15 protein-coding genes are annotated in these 17,070 nt (G+C 35.0%); 7 read left to right on the forward strand and 8 right to left on the reverse strand.

All coding sequences use genetic code 11. From position 1 onward, the window contains the following. Nucleotides 1–93: 93 nt before the first annotated feature. A complete protein-coding gene (locus tag NKR20_RS00935; protein ID WP_253422848.1) occupies nucleotides 94–2,280 on the forward strand; it encodes a YhgE/Pip domain-containing protein in 2,187 nt (728 codons plus the stop codon). A gap of 41 nt (nucleotides 2,281–2,321) precedes the next feature. Here the strand turns inward: NKR20_RS00935 and fumC are convergent, their stop codons facing one another. The 4 genes from fumC to NKR20_RS00955 all read right to left on the reverse strand — a co-directional run bounded on the left by fumC (nucleotide 2,322) and on the right by NKR20_RS00955 (nucleotide 6,257). Beyond that, entirely contained in the window at nucleotides 2,322–3,713 is a 1,392-nt protein-coding gene (fumC, locus tag NKR20_RS00940) for a class II fumarate hydratase (RefSeq protein WP_253422851.1), read from the reverse strand. Nucleotides 3,714–4,015: 302 nt separating this feature from the next. Further along, nucleotides 4,016–4,327 carry a hypothetical protein gene (locus NKR20_RS00945; protein ID WP_121213647.1) on the reverse strand — a complete coding sequence of 104 codons (312 nt, stop codon included), beginning with the start codon at nucleotides 4,325–4,327 and terminating at the stop codon, nucleotides 4,016–4,018. Between the two features lie 73 nt (nucleotides 4,328–4,400). Next, complete coding sequence (locus NKR20_RS00950; protein WP_253422854.1) at nucleotides 4,401–4,949, reverse strand: SLOG family protein; 549 nt, start codon at nucleotides 4,947–4,949, stop codon at nucleotides 4,401–4,403. A 114-nt stretch (nucleotides 4,950–5,063) separates the two neighbouring features. Further along, entirely contained in the window at nucleotides 5,064–6,257 is a 1,194-nt protein-coding gene (locus NKR20_RS00955; protein ID WP_121213645.1) for an ornithine--oxo-acid transaminase, read from the reverse strand. A gap of 287 nt (nucleotides 6,258–6,544) precedes the next feature. On the opposite strand from NKR20_RS00955, the gene NKR20_RS00960 reads away from it, so the two are divergent. Next, a complete protein-coding gene (locus NKR20_RS00960) occupies nucleotides 6,545–7,924 on the forward strand; it encodes a sigma-54 interaction domain-containing protein (RefSeq protein ID WP_253422857.1) in 1,380 nt (459 codons plus the stop codon). A 15-nt stretch (nucleotides 7,925–7,939) separates the two neighbouring features. Then, the gene (gene rpoN / locus NKR20_RS00965; RefSeq protein ID WP_253422860.1) at nucleotides 7,940–9,268 is read left to right on the forward strand and encodes an RNA polymerase factor sigma-54; all 1,329 of its coding nucleotides are present in this window, start codon (nucleotides 7,940–7,942) and stop codon (nucleotides 9,266–9,268) included. 26 nt (nucleotides 9,269–9,294) lie between these two features. On the opposite strand, the gene NKR20_RS00970 is transcribed toward rpoN, so the two are convergent. Next, on the reverse strand, nucleotides 9,295–9,507 hold the full coding sequence (locus NKR20_RS00970) for a hypothetical protein (RefSeq protein ID WP_121213640.1): 213 nt from the start codon (nucleotides 9,505–9,507) through the stop codon (nucleotides 9,295–9,297). Nucleotides 9,508–9,643: 136 nt separating this feature from the next. Here NKR20_RS00970 and NKR20_RS00975 point away from each other — a divergent pair, with 136 nt between their 5' ends. Together NKR20_RS00975 and NKR20_RS00980 are read left to right on the forward strand one after the other, a co-directional pair. After that, entirely contained in the window at nucleotides 9,644–9,961 is a 318-nt protein-coding gene (locus tag NKR20_RS00975; RefSeq protein WP_253422864.1) for a hypothetical protein, read from the forward strand. Between the two features lie 136 nt (nucleotides 9,962–10,097). Next, complete coding sequence (locus NKR20_RS00980) at nucleotides 10,098–10,571, forward strand: GNAT family N-acetyltransferase (RefSeq protein ID WP_253422867.1); 474 nt, start codon at nucleotides 10,098–10,100, stop codon at nucleotides 10,569–10,571. Nucleotides 10,572–10,622: 51 nt separating this feature from the next. On the opposite strand, the gene NKR20_RS00985 is transcribed toward NKR20_RS00980, so the two are convergent. From NKR20_RS00985 to NKR20_RS00995, 3 genes are all read right to left on the reverse strand, one after another. Next, nucleotides 10,623–11,870: an erythromycin esterase family protein gene (locus NKR20_RS00985; protein ID WP_253422870.1), complete on the reverse strand. Its 1,248-nt coding sequence runs from the start codon at nucleotides 11,868–11,870 to the stop codon at nucleotides 10,623–10,625. Nucleotides 11,871–11,961: 91 nt separating this feature from the next. Beyond that, nucleotides 11,962–13,125 carry an MFS transporter gene (locus NKR20_RS00990; RefSeq protein WP_419095292.1) on the reverse strand — a complete coding sequence of 388 codons (1,164 nt, stop codon included), beginning with the start codon at nucleotides 13,123–13,125 and terminating at the stop codon, nucleotides 11,962–11,964. Nucleotides 13,126–13,321: 196 nt separating this feature from the next. Beyond that, a complete protein-coding gene (locus NKR20_RS00995; protein ID WP_253422875.1) occupies nucleotides 13,322–14,524 on the reverse strand; it encodes a YbfB/YjiJ family MFS transporter in 1,203 nt (400 codons plus the stop codon). Between the two features lie 183 nt (nucleotides 14,525–14,707). Here NKR20_RS00995 and menC point away from each other — a divergent pair, with 183 nt between their 5' ends. Beyond that, nucleotides 14,708–15,814, forward strand: a complete 1,107-nt coding sequence (menC, locus tag NKR20_RS01000; protein WP_253422878.1) for an o-succinylbenzoate synthase — start codon at nucleotides 14,708–14,710, stop codon at nucleotides 15,812–15,814. Between the two features lie 159 nt (nucleotides 15,815–15,973). Then, complete coding sequence (locus NKR20_RS01005; protein ID WP_121213631.1) at nucleotides 15,974–17,014, forward strand: YkvI family membrane protein; 1,041 nt, start codon at nucleotides 15,974–15,976, stop codon at nucleotides 17,012–17,014. The last annotated feature ends 56 nt before the right edge of the window (nucleotides 17,015–17,070 follow it).

Raw genomic sequence — 17,070 nt, forward strand, 5'->3', positions numbered from 1 at the left:
GGACTGTGCAGAGCAACCTTCATGCATAGACTTTTTATACAGTAAAATGACCGAATGACAAAAATGGTCACATAGTATTTAGGAGATGATAATTTGTTAAAAGCAGAATGGTTGAAAATTTTTAAAACGAGAAAAATGCTTATTCCAATCATTGCGATTCTATTCATTCCTGTTTTATATAGTGGTATGTTCTTATGGGCATTCTGGGATCCTTATGCTAATCTTGATAGCATTCCAGTAGCCATTGTAAATGAGGACAAAGGAGCTGTATTGGAAGGGGAAGAACTTAATCTTGGTGATACACTGACAGAGAATCTCATAGACAGTGCACAGTTTGATTTCCAAGAAGTTGATGCAGATAAAGCTGAAAAGAAATTAAAGAAACAAGATTATTATATGTTAATTAAAATTCCTGAAAACTTCTCACAACATGCAACAACATTACTTGATGAAAAGCCTGAAAAGTTAACAATTGAATATGTTCCAAATGAAGGTTACAACTTTTTAAGTGCTCAAATCGGTGATACAGCAATGGAGCGCATTAAAGCAGAGGTCAATAAACAAGTATCAAAAACCTATGGAGAAAAATTATTTGCTTCTATTACTAAATTAGGTGATGGAGTAACGGAGGCAGCAGATGGAGCAACAAAGATTGATGATGGTGCTCAAAAAATTACATCTGGTGTTGAAGATGTACATGGTTATTTAGAACAGCTTGCAGCAAGTACAATTGAGCTTTCTGATGGCTCTAAGTCATTACAAGAAGGTACGCAATCAGCAAATGACGGTGCGAACCAATTATCTGATGGTCTTAAACAATTACAAAATGGTATGGCTCCATTATCAGAAGGTGCAAATGCAGCAAAAGATGGGGCTACTCAATTGAAACAAGGTATAACAGATTATACTAATGGCGTAGCTAGCATAGCTGAAGGACAACAACAGGTTACAGCTGGAGGCGAGAATTTAGCTACTAATTTAGAGAAGTTAGCTCAAGGTACAGCTGGTCTTGATGATAATATCGCATCCCTAAAAAATGGATCACAAAGTGTTACAGCAGGCTTAGATCAATTATCAGCTGCTCTTCAACCAGTGCTAGCTAATTTACCTGAAGAAAGTAAACAACAAATTGAAAAATCGTTAGTTGAACTTCAAACAGGCAGTGCACAAGTAAGTGGAGGGTTATCGCAATTAGCGGAAGGGACAGCAGGAATTGATGATAATATTGCAGCTTTATCAAAAGGTGCATCAGATTTAAACAATGGTCAGCTTGAAATTGCTGCTGGTATTAATCAATTAAAAAATAACTCTGCTGCTTTAGTAAAAGGAGCTTCAGATTTAGCGAGTGGTAATGAACAATTAGCAGCTGGTATTCAAAAGGTAGCAGCAGGTACAAATAGTGCTGCAAATGGTGCAAATTCGTTATCAGATGGTCTAAATCAATTAGTGAATGGTACTACTAAATTATCAGATGGTACATCTCTATTATCAGAGAAATCAAATGAGCTTGCACAAGGTACAACAACATTAGTAGAAGGTTCTAAAGAATTATCTGATGGGACATCTGCTTTAGCAAGTAAATTAACAGATGCTAGTGGAAAAGTTGATATGAATGTTTCTGATGACAACTATGATATGTTAGCGCAACCGGTTGAAGTAGAGAAATCGTCCGTTAACCATGTTCCAAACTATGGTTCTGGATTTGCTCCATACTTCATTTCATTAGGGTTATTTGTTGGTGCATTATTAGTGTCAATTGTCTTCCCATTAGTGGAACCAGCTATTCGCCCAACAAGTGGATTTAAATGGTTCTTAAGTAAAGTATCTGTATTAGCTGTAATTGGTATTATTCAATCAGGTATTACAGCGTTTGTTGTGATTAATTGGTTAGGTTTAGAAGTAGATAATTTACTATTGTTTATGGGTACATCATTTATCACAAGCTTTGTATTTTTAGCTTTAATTCAATTGCTTGTATCTATTATGGGAGACCCAGGTCGTTTCGTAGCAATCCTAATTTTAATCTTACAATTAACTACAAGTGCTGGTACGTTCCCAATTGAGCTTGTACCAAGTCAATTACACATCTTTAATGTGTTCTTACCAATGACATTCTCAGTACAAGCATTTAAATCAGCTATTTCAACTGGTGATACTTCATTCTTAATGTATAACTGGTCAATTTTAGGTATATATCTTGTTGCTTGTCTAGTGTTAACTTTAGGATATTTTGCTTTAGTATTTAACAAACGATATTCAAAACAAGCTGAACAAGCATAAAAAAGATTCGCAAAGCATTGCTTTGCGAATCTTTTTTCTATTTACTCTGCATTTGGATAAATCATTTTCTTTGGATCTACATATTCAGTGAATTGTTCTTCTGTTAAAAGACCAAGAGAGATAGCTGCTTCTTTTAAAGTAGAACCTTCTTTATGAGCCTTTTTCGCGATTTTCGCAGCATTTTCATAACCGATATATGGGTTTAATGCTGTTACTAGCATTAAAGAATTTTCTAAGTTTTTCTCAAGCACTTCCATGTTTGGTTCAATACCAATTGCGCAATTATCATTAAATGATTTCATTGCATCTGCTAATAAACGAGCAGATTGTAAGAAGTTATAAATTATAACAGGTTTGAAAACATTTAGTTCAAAGTTACCTTGCGATGCAGCAAAAGCAATCGTAGCGTCATTACCAACAACTTGTGTAACAACCATTGTCATTGCTTCACTTTGAGTTGGGTTTACTTTACCAGGCATGATTGAACTTCCTGGCTCATTTTCTGGAATTGTAATCTCCCCAATACCACTACGAGGACCACTTGCTAGCCAACGAACATCATTAGCAATTTTCATTAGGTCTACGGCTAATGCTTTTAATGCTCCGTGTGCAGAAACGATTTCATCATGACTAGTTAACGCATGGAATTTATTTTCGGAAGAAGCAAAGTTCTTACCTGTTAATGAACTGATTTCCTCAGCTACCATTTCCCCAAATTTAGGGTGAGCATTGATACCAGTACCTACAGCAGTACCACCAATAGCAAGATCTTTAAGGAATTCTGTGTTCACCTTAATCATTTTTTCACTTTTTACAAGCATATGGTGCCAACCACTAATTTCTTGACCTAAAGTTAATGGTGTAGCATCTTGTAAATGGGTACGACCGATTTTAATAATGTCGTTAAACTTCTCTGATTTTTCCTTTAATGTTGTTTTTAATAATTCTAGTCTTGGCATTAAATAATTCTCAACGATTTCAACTGCTGCAATATGTAAGGCAGTAGGGAATGTATCGTTAGAACTTTGAGATTTATTTACATCATCATTTGGATGAACTCTATCACTTACACCTTGTGCCTCTAGTAATTGATTTGCACGGTTAGCAATTACCTCGTTTACATTCATGTTGGATTGTGTACCACTTCCTGTTTGCCATACAACAAGAGGGAAGTGCTCATCCCATTTACCTTCTAAAATTTCATCTGCTGCAGCTACAATCGCATCTGCCTTAACTTCAGCAAGTTTACCTAATTTCTTGTTTGTAATGGCTGCTGCTTTTTTTAAGATTGCAAATGCGCGGATGATTTCATAAGGCATTTTTTCTTCCCCAATTTGGAAGTTTTCTTTACTTCTTTGTGTTTGGGCGCCCCAAATTTTATCCGCTGGTACTCGTACTTCACCTAAAGTGTCTTTTTCAATACGATAATCCATTTTATCTACTCCTTTGTATAGTGTATGTAAGCGAGATATTAATATAGAATTTATAATATAAGTGGCAAATCTATTATAGATTTGCCACGTTTAGAGAAATTTATTCGAGAATCTGAGGGGTTCTCTCGAATGAAGAGGTTATACGATAATGATAATCATTATCACTTATTTTGTCAAACGGAAAATGGGATTTTTTGTTTTTACGTAAAAAATTAAACACCGCTTGTTTGATAAGCTGCTTTTGCTTAACGAAACAGGCGGTGTTTTAGTTGGTATTCACCTTATATGTCACCTCTAAAGTATTAAATTATTTTAACGTAAAAGTCTTTACCGTTATAAATACCATTCACATTCATGTTTTTCCGATTTTGATAGTAGTTTGCAATAGACCTACCCAAACTAGAATGACCGTTTAAATATGCACCAGGCTCAATTTTTTTCCCAGGATTATGGAAATCGAAATACAGCCTCGTATCATGACACATGTTATCTAGAATATCCACAAAATCTTCATGGGGAATATGGATTCCTCGTGTATAACGACATTCTCTTCGATACGTATCATGCGATACATTAACTGGGGTAGTCTCATTAACAATTCTTAGTTGTGGCATAAAATCATCTCCTTTATCTATAAAAATATTATACCAACAAAATGCAAAAAAGTCAGAAAATTTAATCTGGAATTTACCAATCTTGTTGCTGCATCTCTTCTGCAACCATTTGGAGGTCGTATGCATTAATCTCAATGATTTCATAAGAATGTGTTTCACAAAAGCGTTGAGCTAACTTTTTTACGTATTTTGGTGATGCCTCATTGTCTTCGTCATATATAAGAAGTAGGGCATCTGTGTTTTGAATAATAAATTTATCCTTTTCGATAAACTGCCAAGTTGCTTCATAAGGTCGCTTTGAAACGCTTGTGACAAAATCAGCTTGTGCAACGATGGATTGGTATTTTAATTGTTTAATTTCATTCCAGTTTTTCTCTTGGTCTAAAAATGGGGTAATAATGGAGTATTTTATATTATATTCCTGTTTTAGTTCGATTATGACTTCAGCTGCCCAAGTTTCTACACCTTGTTGACCACTAATTACTACCCATTCAAGTCCATCATCTAATAAAATGCGTAGCTGGTTTTCAATGGCCTTTTTAATAATGGGTATTCCTGGATGTTTGTCATTAAAAATCCCTAGCTCGTGGGGTCTATATCCTGTTAAATAAATTGTTTTCATACCTTTCACCTCAAGCCTTATCATAACGTAAAAAAGGAAGCATCCGAAACAAATCGAACGCTTCCTTAAATTGTATATAATTGTCAGAATTGTTTGTGTACCGGGTACACGATTTTAAGCAAATACTTTTCGGATTCGCTCTAATGCCCAATCGATATCTTCTTTAGAAATGATTAATGGAGGAGCGAAACGAATTACGAAGTCATGTGTTTCTTTACACAATAATCCTAATTCCTTTAATTCTTCACAATATTTACGTGCTGGTTCGTTTAATTCCACACCGATAAATAATCCACGACCACGAACTTCTTTGATAGAAGGGTGGTTGATTGTACGTAATTGTTCTTGGAAGTAGTTTCCGAGTTCAAGGGATCTTTCAGTTAAGTTTTCTTCTTCAAGTACTTCTAAAGAAGCTAAAGAAACCGCACAAGCTAGTGGGTTACCACCAAAAGTTGAACCATGAGAACCTGGGTTTAGTACACCAAGAATATCGTTATTTGCTACAACAGCTGAAATTGGGAATACACCGCCACCTAATGCTTTACCAAGAATAATGATGTCAGGTGTTACTTCTTCCCATTGGTGAGCGAACATTTTACCAGTACGTGCTAGACCTGTTTGAATCTCGTCTGTAATGAATAAAACATTATTTTCTTTACAAATTTGTTCTGCAGCTTTTAAGAAGCCTTCTGGTGGCATAACAATTCCAGCTTCACCTTGGATTGGTTCAAGTATGAATGCAGCAGTATTTGGCGTAATAGCTGCTTTAAGTGCTTCAATGTCTCCATAAGGAATTAGTTTAAATCCTGGTAACATTGGTCCAAATCCGCGTTGGTATTCTTTTTCAGATGAAAGGGAAACAGCACCCATTGTACGGCCATGGAAGTTACCGTTACAGCCGATAATTTCAGCTTTGTTATCTTCAACACCTTTTACTTCATATGCCCAACGACGAGCAACTTTGATAGCAGATTCAACAGCTTCTGCACCTGTGTTCATCGGTAATACCATGTTTTTACCAGTCAATTTTGTTAATTTTTCATACCAAGGACCAAGTTGATCATTGTGGAAAGCACGTGAAGTTAAAGTAACACGGTTTGCTTGATCAATTAATGCTTGAATAATTTTTGGATGACGGTGACCTTGATTTAGTGCTGAATAAGCAGAAAGCATATCCATATATTTATTGCCTTCTGGATCCTTTACCCATACACCTTCCGCTTCAGAAATAACAATTGGAAGTGGGTGATAGTTGTGTGCACCAAGGTTTTCAGTTAACTCAATTACTTGTTTTGATTTTGTAGTCATTTAATTTCCTCCTTATTATGTGAACGTTAAATTTCATTGCCGCTTTCGACATTGCTGATTAACAGAAATCTTTTATTAACTTAATAATACCCCATCAATCGCAAATTATAGAATTGTCTTAAATATGCAATCCTTTACACTTTATATAAGCAAATTTCATGCCAACTATTAAATGCAATAGAATTGAATAATAGTGTGTCGTTTGCAAAATAATTTTGCGCAAAAAAATTAAAGATTGGACTTTTCGCAAAATTATTTTGCTGTATGATAGAGTTAGAGGTGTAAGGATGAATTTAAAAAAATCAATTTTAACTAACTTGTATGAAGAAATTATTGAACGTGTTAGTGTGGGCATTCATGCTGTAGATCATGAGGGAAAAACAATTATTTATAATAAAAAAATGCGTGAAATGGAAGCGATGGATGAAGAAGATGTTTTATATAAAGATGTTCGCGATGTGTTTCAATTTCAGGAAAATCAAAGTAGTACACTCTTACAATCTCTTGAACAGGGTGAAGAAATTGTCAATGTAAAACAAACTTACTTCAATAATCGTGGGGTAGAAATTACAACAATTAATAATACATTTCCTTTAAAAATTCACGGTAAAATTTGTGCTGCAGTTGAGATTGCAACGGATGTTACAAAAATGGAGAAGCTTGTACGGCGAAATTTACGACAAACGAAGACGGATTTTACCTTTGAGCATATTATAGGGGCGAGTGATGAATTAAAGGAAGTTATTGCATTAGCTATGCGTGCAACTCGTACCAACTCCAACGTATTAATCATCGGAGAAACGGGTACAGGAAAAGAGCTATTTGCACAAAGTATTCATACAGAAAGCGATCGAGCGAATGGTCCTTTTATTTCTCAAAACTGCGCGGCACTACCGGATTCGTTAATTGAAGGTATACTCTTTGGTACAACAAAGGGAGCTTTTACGGGAGCTATTGATAGCCCAGGTTTATTTGAACAAGCACAAGGTGGAACGCTTTTATTAGATGAATTGAACTCATTAAATATTGCACTACAAGCAAAACTATTACGCGTTTTACAAGAAAGAAAAGTACGCCGAATAGGTGGGACAAAGGAAATTCCTATCGATGTACGTGTTATTGCGACAATTAATGAAGATCCAATTGATGCGGTTGCCAATAACCATTTGCGAAAAGATTTATATTATCGATTAGCAGTTGTGACCCTTTTTATTCCTCCATTAAGAGAACGCAATGGAGATATTCCAGTTTTAGTTGAGGAATTTATTAAGAAGTATAATCAATTATTTAATTTGGATGTACAAGGGGTTTCAAGTGAGGTACTCAAATTTTTCGAATCTCATAGTTGGCCGGGGAATGTACGAGAATTAGAGCATGTAATAGAAGCTTCTTTAAATTTACTCAACCATGAGCAAATAATTGAGTTCCATCACCTCCCATACCAATATCGTAAAAATGAGACAAAACAAAAATTTACTTCAGAATCAATTGAATTTAAAAATAATGCTAAAACAACTTTACTCGATCAACTAGCTTCCTTTGAAAAGCAATATATCGAGCAATCATTAAAAAAACATAACAACAATATTACGAAGACTGCCCAAGCACTAGGAATTAGCCGACAAAGTCTTCAATATCGAATGAAGCGTTTAAATATTAAAGTTTAGTTAGGGGGTGCAAAAGTGGATTTGTCGATGGGATTGCAACAAAAATTAGAAACAAAGATGGTCCTAACACCACAGCTAAAACAATCATTAGAGATATTGCAATATTCATTACAAGAGCTTGAAATGTATATTCGAGAAGAAGCGAATTCAAATCCACTAATTGAACTAAAAGAACCTTCAACGATACAGATGGCTCGTCTGCCTGAAGGTGATTATCCTAAAAATTATAACTCTGAAAATGATTACGACCCTTTAAATCGTATAGTAAGTAATGAAGATTCCATGGAACTGTACTTACTAGAACAACTTGCTATGCAAAAGGGGTTGACCCGTATTGAAAAAGAAGTACTTGTTTACTATATTCATAGCTTAAATGATATCGGGTACTTAGATTGTGATTTAGAAGAGGTAGCTGAACAATTCAATTTAACGATTGAAGAGTGTGAAAGCATACTGCAAATTTTACAAAGCTTCGATCCAATAGGGATAGGGGCAAGGAATCTAGTAGAATGCTTAACTTTACAATTACACAAAAAGGCAGATGCCCCCCCATTAGCGGTATTGTTTGTTCAAAATCATTTAGAGGATTTGGCAGATCGTAAATTTCAATTACTATCTGATCAATATGACATTGAAGTGAAAGATGTTGAGAAGATTTTTACATATATTCAACAGCTAAATCCACACCCAATAATTGATAATGTGCAACGAACGGAATATATTATCCCCGATATTATTGTGGAGAAGTTCAATGGGGAATATATCATTCGTGTAAATGATATTTCTTTACCGGAAATTTCTATTAACACTTATTATGAAGAATTACTAAGAGCAAATGCGGATGCAGAAACAAATCAATATTTAAAAACAAAACTGTCTGATGCTGTTCTATTAATGAAGGGAATTAAGCAACGTCATGAAACCCTCTATAAAGTAACGAATATTATCTTGAAAAAGCAAAACGACTTTTTAGAAATGGGCAAGAAGGGATTAAAGCCATTACGTTTAAAAGATGTCGCGAGTATTGCTGAACTCCATGAATCTACCATTAGCCGCTCAATACAAAAGAAATATATACAAACGCCAAGAGGTATTTTCCCTATTAAAGAATTATTTGTACGTGGTGTTGCCACAGAAAAGGGAGAAGCGGAGTCTACTATTGTAGTCAAAGATAAAATTAAATGGATTATCGAAAATGAAGATGCACATAAACCAATTTCAGATCAAAAAATAGCCAATCTATTATTAGATGAAGGGATACAAATTGCTAGAAGGACCGTTGCAAAATATCGAGAAGAACTTGGTATTTTGCAATCTACTAAGAGAAAAAAAGTTAAAAGTTAAAAAAGACCATCAATATAGATGGTCCTTTACGCTTTTGTAATAGCTTTAGCAGAAGGAAATAACTCATGAATATCATCAATAATGATATTGTAAGCTTCGATTTTCGCTTCGCAATAATGAGTTAACTCTTTATAAGTTGAAAATACATCTGCTCGATCCAAACATTTTTTATAGTATTCCTCTACGAACTTTTTCTTAAATTCTATTCGTCTTAAAAGTTCTTCAATATTTTTCTCCAATGCAATCAACTCCCTACACAAAATTATGAGTAAATATGTGGTAATTTATACAATTTATACAGAAAAATTTTCTATATAATAATGAAATGCTCTTTAAGGGAATACTAACTAGAAAAATAATGATAGGAGCGTAATCATGCCAAGAAAGTCTTCCCAGTCAAATGAAGAATCAGACATAGAGAAAGTTGTTCAAGTTCCTAGTAGCCAACAAGAAGAAATTGACAACCTAACACGTATGTTAGCTGCCGTGTTGGATTACTTAACAGACGAAGACAATGAGGAAATTGATGTTGAGTTTATGTTAGATAATACAGAAGGTCTTCGTGAATGGCATAAACAATATCGAGAAAGTAATAGAAAACTCATTGAAGAGGAAATTAAAGAATCCTTAGAAGATCTTTCTTTTGAAGAACTTCAAAAAATTCGTGAGCAAATTAAAGGTAGACCAAACTGAGTTAGAGAAAAGTTAATGTATATAGTTAATCTACGGCTTAGTTCTATTTGAATAGAATTAAGCCATTTTTATTTTCACTAAAACTATGAAAAGCATTTTAATGTAAAATGAGAGTATAAAAAAGAGGGGAAAGTAAATGAAGTTACAAACACAAAGGTTGATAATTAGACCCTGTACAGAAGAGGCGTTGCAAGAGATTTCCACAACGGATGAAGTTAAAATTGGTCCACATATAGATATGTATCTAGATGATTTAAAAAAGGATCCTTCTCTTATAGGCTGGGGCGTTTGGCTAGTTCTTAATAAAGAAGATAACAAAATCATTGGCGATATTGGATTTAAAGGAAAGCCTAATTTAGAAAACACTGTTGAAGTGGGATATGGAATAATTGCTTCTGCTCGAAACAAAGGCTATGCAACAGAAGCAGTTAGTGAAATTATTAAATGGGCTTTCTCTTTTGAAAATGTAGAGAGAATAGTAGCTGAATGTCTTAAGGATAATCATGCTTCAATTAAAGTTTTAGAAAAACTGCAAATGAAAAGAATAGAATCCGATAATGAAATGTTGAAATGGGAATTGAATAGATCTTCAATAACGAAAGATGTATAAAGTGGGGCCTAGTTCCCTGATAAAGAAAAGAAGCCGTATGAAAACGTACGGCTACTCCTTTAATGGACGTAAAGCGTTCGTATGCTCAATGTAAATAAAAGCATCGTACCTACTGCCAACTCTAGAAGGGACGTAATTTCCATAAACTTCAAATTCAGGATCATAGACAACACCAATTGCACGATGGCCAATCCAATCATTAAATAAATCCCGATTTTCTTCATTAAAAATCAATATTTTATCTTCTTTGCTAGCAGCATGAAGCTGTCCTTCCCAGGTTCTAAGCTTTGAGGGTGGGACATCAATCACTTTATACGGGTCTCCCCAACGATCTGCGGCGATAACTGTACCGTAAAAAGTACCGAAACCTACGGCAAATGTATTTTCTTTCCCATAGTGTTCCCTGATCAATTGGCCCACATTGATCATGCCATCCTCTTTCATAGAGGTTTCAGAAGCATCACCAATATGCGTGTTATGCTCCCAAATGATAATTTTGGCATCTTCTCCGTGATATTTTAATAATTCATTAATGGCTTCAACCATATGCCTGTCCCGAGTATTCCAAGAAATCGCATCTTTCATCATCTCTCGATAATATGCTTCGGCATTTTTGGCAACAAGGGCATTCATTATAAGGTTTAAATCTTCTTCGTGTTGATCAGAATACCGTTCTTCGTTTTTGCGTAATGATGTCAATAAACTGGATACTTCATTGATACATTCATCCGAAAAATGCGCGGTTGAAAGGGCATAATGTTCTGGCATTCTATTATATGGTTCGAAACAAGTGAAAGCTTTCTTTGCGTGTTCCAAGTCTACTTTATACTGTGGATTTTTTGATAAAAAGTTCAACACTTCATCAATTGATTCAAATAAACTATACAGGTCGATGCCGTAAAAACCGACTTTTTTATCTAATGAAGCATTCTTTTGTTTTAGCCATTCTGTAAACTGTTCCACTTCTTCATTTGCCCACATCCATGTTGGCCAACGATCGAAAGAATTTAGTAGTACATTGCGAGCCGTAGTATTTCCATTTCCATAACCTTTAACATAGCGATTTGCTGCTTGTGCTGAGGGCCAATCACCCTCAACTGCGATAATATTAAAGTTTTTTTCATTAATTAATCTCTTAGAGAGTTCTGCGCGAATAGAGTAAAATTCGGAAGTGCCATGGGATGCTTCACCAATCATGACAATTTTGGCATTGCCAATTGCTGCAATAATCTTGTCCAATCCATGATCGTTCAATGGATGGGCATGTTCTTTAATGGCTGTGATTAGTTTTCTTGGCATGGTTTTGATACACTCCTCTTACATTTAGCTTAACCAAGTGTCCTTACTATCATGTGAACGAGAGAATTTGAGAAGTGATCTAAACCATCTATTAAGCTGAACGAGGTTGTCTCCAAAATAGAGAGATGATAATCCCAAATACGAGAACGATTGTTGCAAAATAATAGGGGAAGTTAAAGTTAAAATCAAACAACAAACCACCAATGACTGGTCCAAAAATATTCCCCATACTTGTGAACATAGAATTCATGCCACCAATAAACCCTTGTTCATTATCAGCTACTTTTGATAAATAGGTCGTAAGGGCGGGGCGAATCAAATCAAAACCGATAAACACAATACAAGATGTAATCATGACTGACAAGTAAGAGTTCACTACGGTCATTGCAAAAACTAATAATGCTGAAATTATAAAACAGTACAATGTAAGCTTTATTTCCCCAAAGTTTTTCGTTAACCAATCAAATAATACTACTTGAGCAATCGCACCAACTAATCCTCCACCAGTTACAAAGATTGCAATATCTGTCGGTGTGAATTGAAACTTATGGTCAACAAATAAACTGAATAGCGATTCAAATGAAGCTAAACTAAATGAACTAAAGAAAAGTAACAGAAAAGCAAAAATATAGATGGGTGCAAATATACGCTTAAAACTCGTTTTATTTTTAATAGTGTTTGTTTCCTCATATATATGTCTTTCAGGTTCTTTTAAAAATACAAGGGAAATCACAACGGCAACCCCACCTAATATGGCTGCTGCAAAAAAGGGAGCACGCGTGCCGAAACCTACTAAAAACCCACCAATTCCTGGACCGAAAATAAAGCCGGTATTAATTGCTGCAGACATATAACCCAAGGCTTTAGAACGTTGTTGTTCTGAAGTGATATCTGCAATAAATGCTGTTACAGCTGGCATGATGAAAGCACCGCTTATTCCACCTAATATCCGAGAAATAAACAACACTTCCACGGCAGTCCCTAAACCGAACAATAACTCTGAAAGACTAAAAATGATTAAACCAATAATAATCATAATTTTTCGTCCATATCGATCTGTCCATTTTCCAGCGATAGGCGAAACGATTAATTGAGCAATGGCAAATGTAGCAACCATATAGCCCATAATGGAGCCATTTAAATCCATTTCATTCATTATAGTTGGCATGACAGGTATTACAAGCCCGATTCCAACAAATACAATAAATAAATTGCTTAATAAAATGGCTAATGAAAATTTTGTATTTTTAGCTATCACTACAGAATCTCCTTCAAAAACTATGTATGTCACTAACATAACAGAAAAAGGTAACAAAGCATATTATGGTGCTGTTTAGGCATTATCAGTTGGATAGAGGTTTTTTGTTTAATATGGAGTAGAGTATAGGAAGAGAATTCATTACATCTTATCTTATACACTAAAAAACAGTTGCTCTAAATTAGAACAACTGCTAAGACAGTGAAGAAGGATTATTGGATATTTCTGTTATTGTTGCGGGTTGTTTTCGATCATTTAACCCTTTCCCAATAAGTAAAATGGCTAAGCCGAGGACAACGATTATCCCAGCAAATGCTAAAGGAGCTTTGAAACTATTAAAATAGGATTCAAATTTACTTGCAAAAATTGGTCCAATAATTTGTCCAAGGGCGTATACAGTAGTGAGTGCGGAAACAACAGCACCACTTTGCTTTGGAAAGAGCTCGCGAGCATATCCTGTTGAAAGTGAAACGATACCGATAAACGTAAAGCCAAACAAAAAAGCAGATAAGAAAACACTCCATGCCGTTTGGAAAAATACCGGTAGTAATATCCCGAAAATTTGTAGGATATATGCTATAGAAAGAACTCTAACTGTAGAAAATTTAGAAATCAGCATACTCCAAATAGGGGAAGCAATAGCTGCCGCAATTCCCGTTACAACCCAGCTATAACCGGCAAATTGACGCAACCCTTCAATATTGTAAATAATATCAACTAAGAAAGTTCCCGTTATGATATAACCAAGACCTTCAAGACCATAGGCTAAAATTAGCCAAGGCATAAACCCTTGAAATATTTTTGTATCATTTGATTTTTGAACTTTTTCACTATCCTTTATGGAAACTTTTCTCCATAACACAATGGTCGTTACAAGAAACAGCGCGGATAGAATTCCTAGGCCAATCCAAGTGCCCTCCCATTGATAGAACATTTCAATAAATGGTACAAGTAAACCTGATAGAGCTATACCAAATCCAATACCTGTAAATAAAAAACCTGACCATTTTGTTAAGAAATGTGATGCCAAGTAATCCATCAAGATGCTTGAAGTAAGAACAAAAATATATCCCCCTGTAGCACCAGCAATAAAACGTAAAATAATCCACAGCCAAAACGAGTGCGTAAAGCCCATAAAGAAAATAGATGCTACATTTAATAGTACATTTAACAATAAGATATTTTTTTTATTTCGAAAAACAAACCCTGCACCAAGAGCCCCAACAAAGTAGCCAATGTAGTTACTTGAAGCAAGATAACCACCTGTTTCAAAGCTAAGTCCTTCATCAATTCTCATAAATGGTAAAATCGGTGTAAAAGCAAATCGACTAATCCCCATGGCTACCGCCAATAACAATAATCCCCCAATAAGCACCCCTAAGTGTTGACGAGTCATATAACAACCCCTTCAAATATCTATAAATTTAGAAAACTTTGTTTATAATTTTAACATTCTAAAATTTGGAATCAAGATTAATATTATTAATTAGAACTTGAATTATTCTACACTTCGTTTGATTACACCCAGAAAAAGTGGTGCAATAGTTGTAGAAACAAACAATAGAGAAGAGGAAAATCCATGATAATAAAAGAAGTTATGATACGGCATTTAAAAATGCAGTTAAATAGCCCGTTTTCCACAAGCTTTGGCACAATTACAGATAAAGAATTTTTACTTCTAGAAGTAAAGGACGAACTTGGAAGAATCGGCTGGGGTGAGTCGGTTGCCTTTGTTGCCCCTTGGTATACTGAAGAGACTCTAAAAACGACTTGGCATATGCTAGAAGACTTTCTTATTCCCCTCATATTAAATAAAGAAATTAAACACCCTGATGAAGTGGGTAGGTTATTTGCGACAGTTCGTAAAAATTATATGGCTAAGTCTGCAATTGAAGGAGCAGTATGGGATCTTTATGCGCAATCAAAAAATCAATCTTTAACAGAAGCTCTTGGTGGGAAAAAGGACAAGATTGAAGTTGGGATAAGTATTGGCATTCAACCAACAATTGAGCAACAAATAGCCGTTGTGAATCAAGCAATCAAAGATGCTTATAAACGAATTAAAGTAAAGATAAAACCAGGTTGGGATGTAAATGTTATACGAGCTCTAAGAGAGGAATTCCCAAATCTCCCGATGATGGCTGATGCAAATTCTGCCTATACTTTAAATGATGTTGATTTATTAAAAGAATTAGACAAATACAATCTTATGATGATTGAGCAACCTTTAGCTCATGATGATATTATCGATCATGCTATTTTACAAAAACAAATAAAAACGCCAATATGCTTAGATGAAAGTATTCAATCATTAGAAGATGCTAGAAAAGCCATTGAATTAGGCAGTTGTAAAATTATCAATATTAAAATTGGACGTGTTGGCGGAATATCTGAAGCAAAAAGAATCCACGATTACTGTGAAGACAAAGGGATCCCGGTATGGTGTGGGGGTATGTTGGAATCAGGTATTGGACGAGCACATAATATAGCGCTAACTACACTATCGAACTTCTCATTACCTGGTGATACAGCAGGATCTAGCCACTATTGGAAACGAGATATTATTCAACCAGAAGTGATTGTTGAAGATGGGTATATTAATGTTCCGAAAAAGAGCGGAATTGGTTATGAACCCGATTTAGAAGCAATTCATCATTATACTGTTTCAAATAAAGTATATAGATAGAAAAAATTCGAGAGTGCATTTTTCGACTCTCGGATTTTTTAGGTCCACCATGCAAGTAATAGAAAATACCTAAAACTCAACGTATGAATAAAAAAAGAAATCATATCCATAAAGTAAGGGCTTTTTTTAGAATTTCTAAATTTGGAAATGAGGGAATGAGTGAAAAAGAGTTTTCAAATTGGTGCCGCCTTTGTTGGTCTTGTAGTAGGTGGCGGCTTCGCTTCTGGACAAGAGATTATGCAATTCTTTACTGGCTTTGGTTTGTACGGGATATTAGGAGCAATTATAGCCACCATTGGATTTGCCTTTTTAGGTATGAACATTGCTCAGTTAGGCTATGAATTACAAACTACATCCCACAAGGAAGTTGTATATCATATTGCTGGTCGCCCATTTGGGACAATCTTGGACATTTTAATCACATTTTTCTTATTTGCTGTAACAGTAGCAATGTTTGCGGGTGCTGCATCCACCTTTAAACAAATTTTTGGTATTGACCCATATTTCGGAAGCTTATTTATGGCAGCAATTACTGTTTTTACTCTCATGTTAAATGTTAATAGTATTATTAATGTCATCGCAGTTGCCACGCCTTATTTATTCATCGTAATGTTACTGATTGCCATATACTCCATTTTTACAATGGATCTATCACTCGCTGAACAGTCCGCGCTTGCACAACACCAATCAACCGCAGCACCGAATTGGTTAATGGGTAGTTTTCTTTATGTTTCGTATAATCTCGCCACAAGTGTTGCAATGCTAACAGTCATTGGAAGTACCGCGCACAGTAGAAAATCAGCAGGAATGGGCGGAATCATCGGAGGTATTTTATTAGGGTTTTTAATTTTAATAATTAACGGTGCAATGTTTGCCAAAATGGACATCGTTTCTGGTGTTGATATGCCGATTCTTGAAATTGCAAAAAGTCTCCATCCAATAGTGGGGATATTAATGGCTATTGCTTTACTTGGAATGATTTATAATACGGCAGTTGGACTTTTATATTCATTTATTATTCGTTTTGTCTCACCAAAAGATGATATTTATAAGCCAACTGTTATTCTTGTTGGCGCGGTTGGATTTATAGCGAGCTTTGTTGGCTTTACAACATTAGTAGGAAAAGTTTACTCACTAATGGGATACTTAGGATTTGCACTTATGTTAGCGATTATTATTTCTTGGATTAACAGACGTTAATTATCCCTCGAAGGCACCCTTTTCTAAAAAAGTGCATTAACTATGGAAAGAACCTT

The sequence above is a fragment of the Ureibacillus endophyticus genome (assembly GCF_024159215.1).
In the GTDB taxonomy this organism is placed as follows: Bacteria; Bacillota; Bacilli; order Bacillales_A; family Planococcaceae; genus Ureibacillus; species Ureibacillus endophyticus.

Bases quoted from the DNA above. Each gene is read 5' to 3' on its own strand.
- fumC (WP_253422851.1), bottom strand. From the start codon at position 3,713: ATGGATTATCGTATTGAAAAAGACACTTTAGGTGAAGTACGAGTACCA.
- NKR20_RS00945 (WP_121213647.1), bottom strand. From the start codon at position 4,327: ATGCCACAACTAAGAATTGTTAATGAGACTACCCCAGTTAATGTATCG.
- NKR20_RS00950 (WP_253422854.1), bottom strand. From the start codon at position 4,949: ATGAAAACAATTTATTTAACAGGATATAGACCCCACGAGCTAGGGATT.
- NKR20_RS00955 (WP_121213645.1), bottom strand. From the start codon at position 6,257: ATGACTACAAAATCAAAACAAGTAATTGAGTTAACTGAAAACCTTGGT.
- NKR20_RS00960 (WP_253422857.1), top strand. From the start codon at position 6,545: ATGAATTTAAAAAAATCAATTTTAACTAACTTGTATGAAGAAATTATT.
- NKR20_RS00975 (WP_253422864.1), top strand. From the start codon at position 9,644: ATGCCAAGAAAGTCTTCCCAGTCAAATGAAGAATCAGACATAGAGAAA.
- NKR20_RS00980 (WP_253422867.1), top strand. From the start codon at position 10,098: ATGAAGTTACAAACACAAAGGTTGATAATTAGACCCTGTACAGAAGAG.
- NKR20_RS00985 (WP_253422870.1), bottom strand. From the start codon at position 11,870: ATGCCAAGAAAACTAATCACAGCCATTAAAGAACATGCCCATCCATTG.
- NKR20_RS00995 (WP_253422875.1), bottom strand. From the start codon at position 14,524: ATGACTCGTCAACACTTAGGGGTGCTTATTGGGGGATTATTGTTATTG.
- menC (WP_253422878.1), top strand. From the start codon at position 14,708: ATGATAATAAAAGAAGTTATGATACGGCATTTAAAAATGCAGTTAAAT.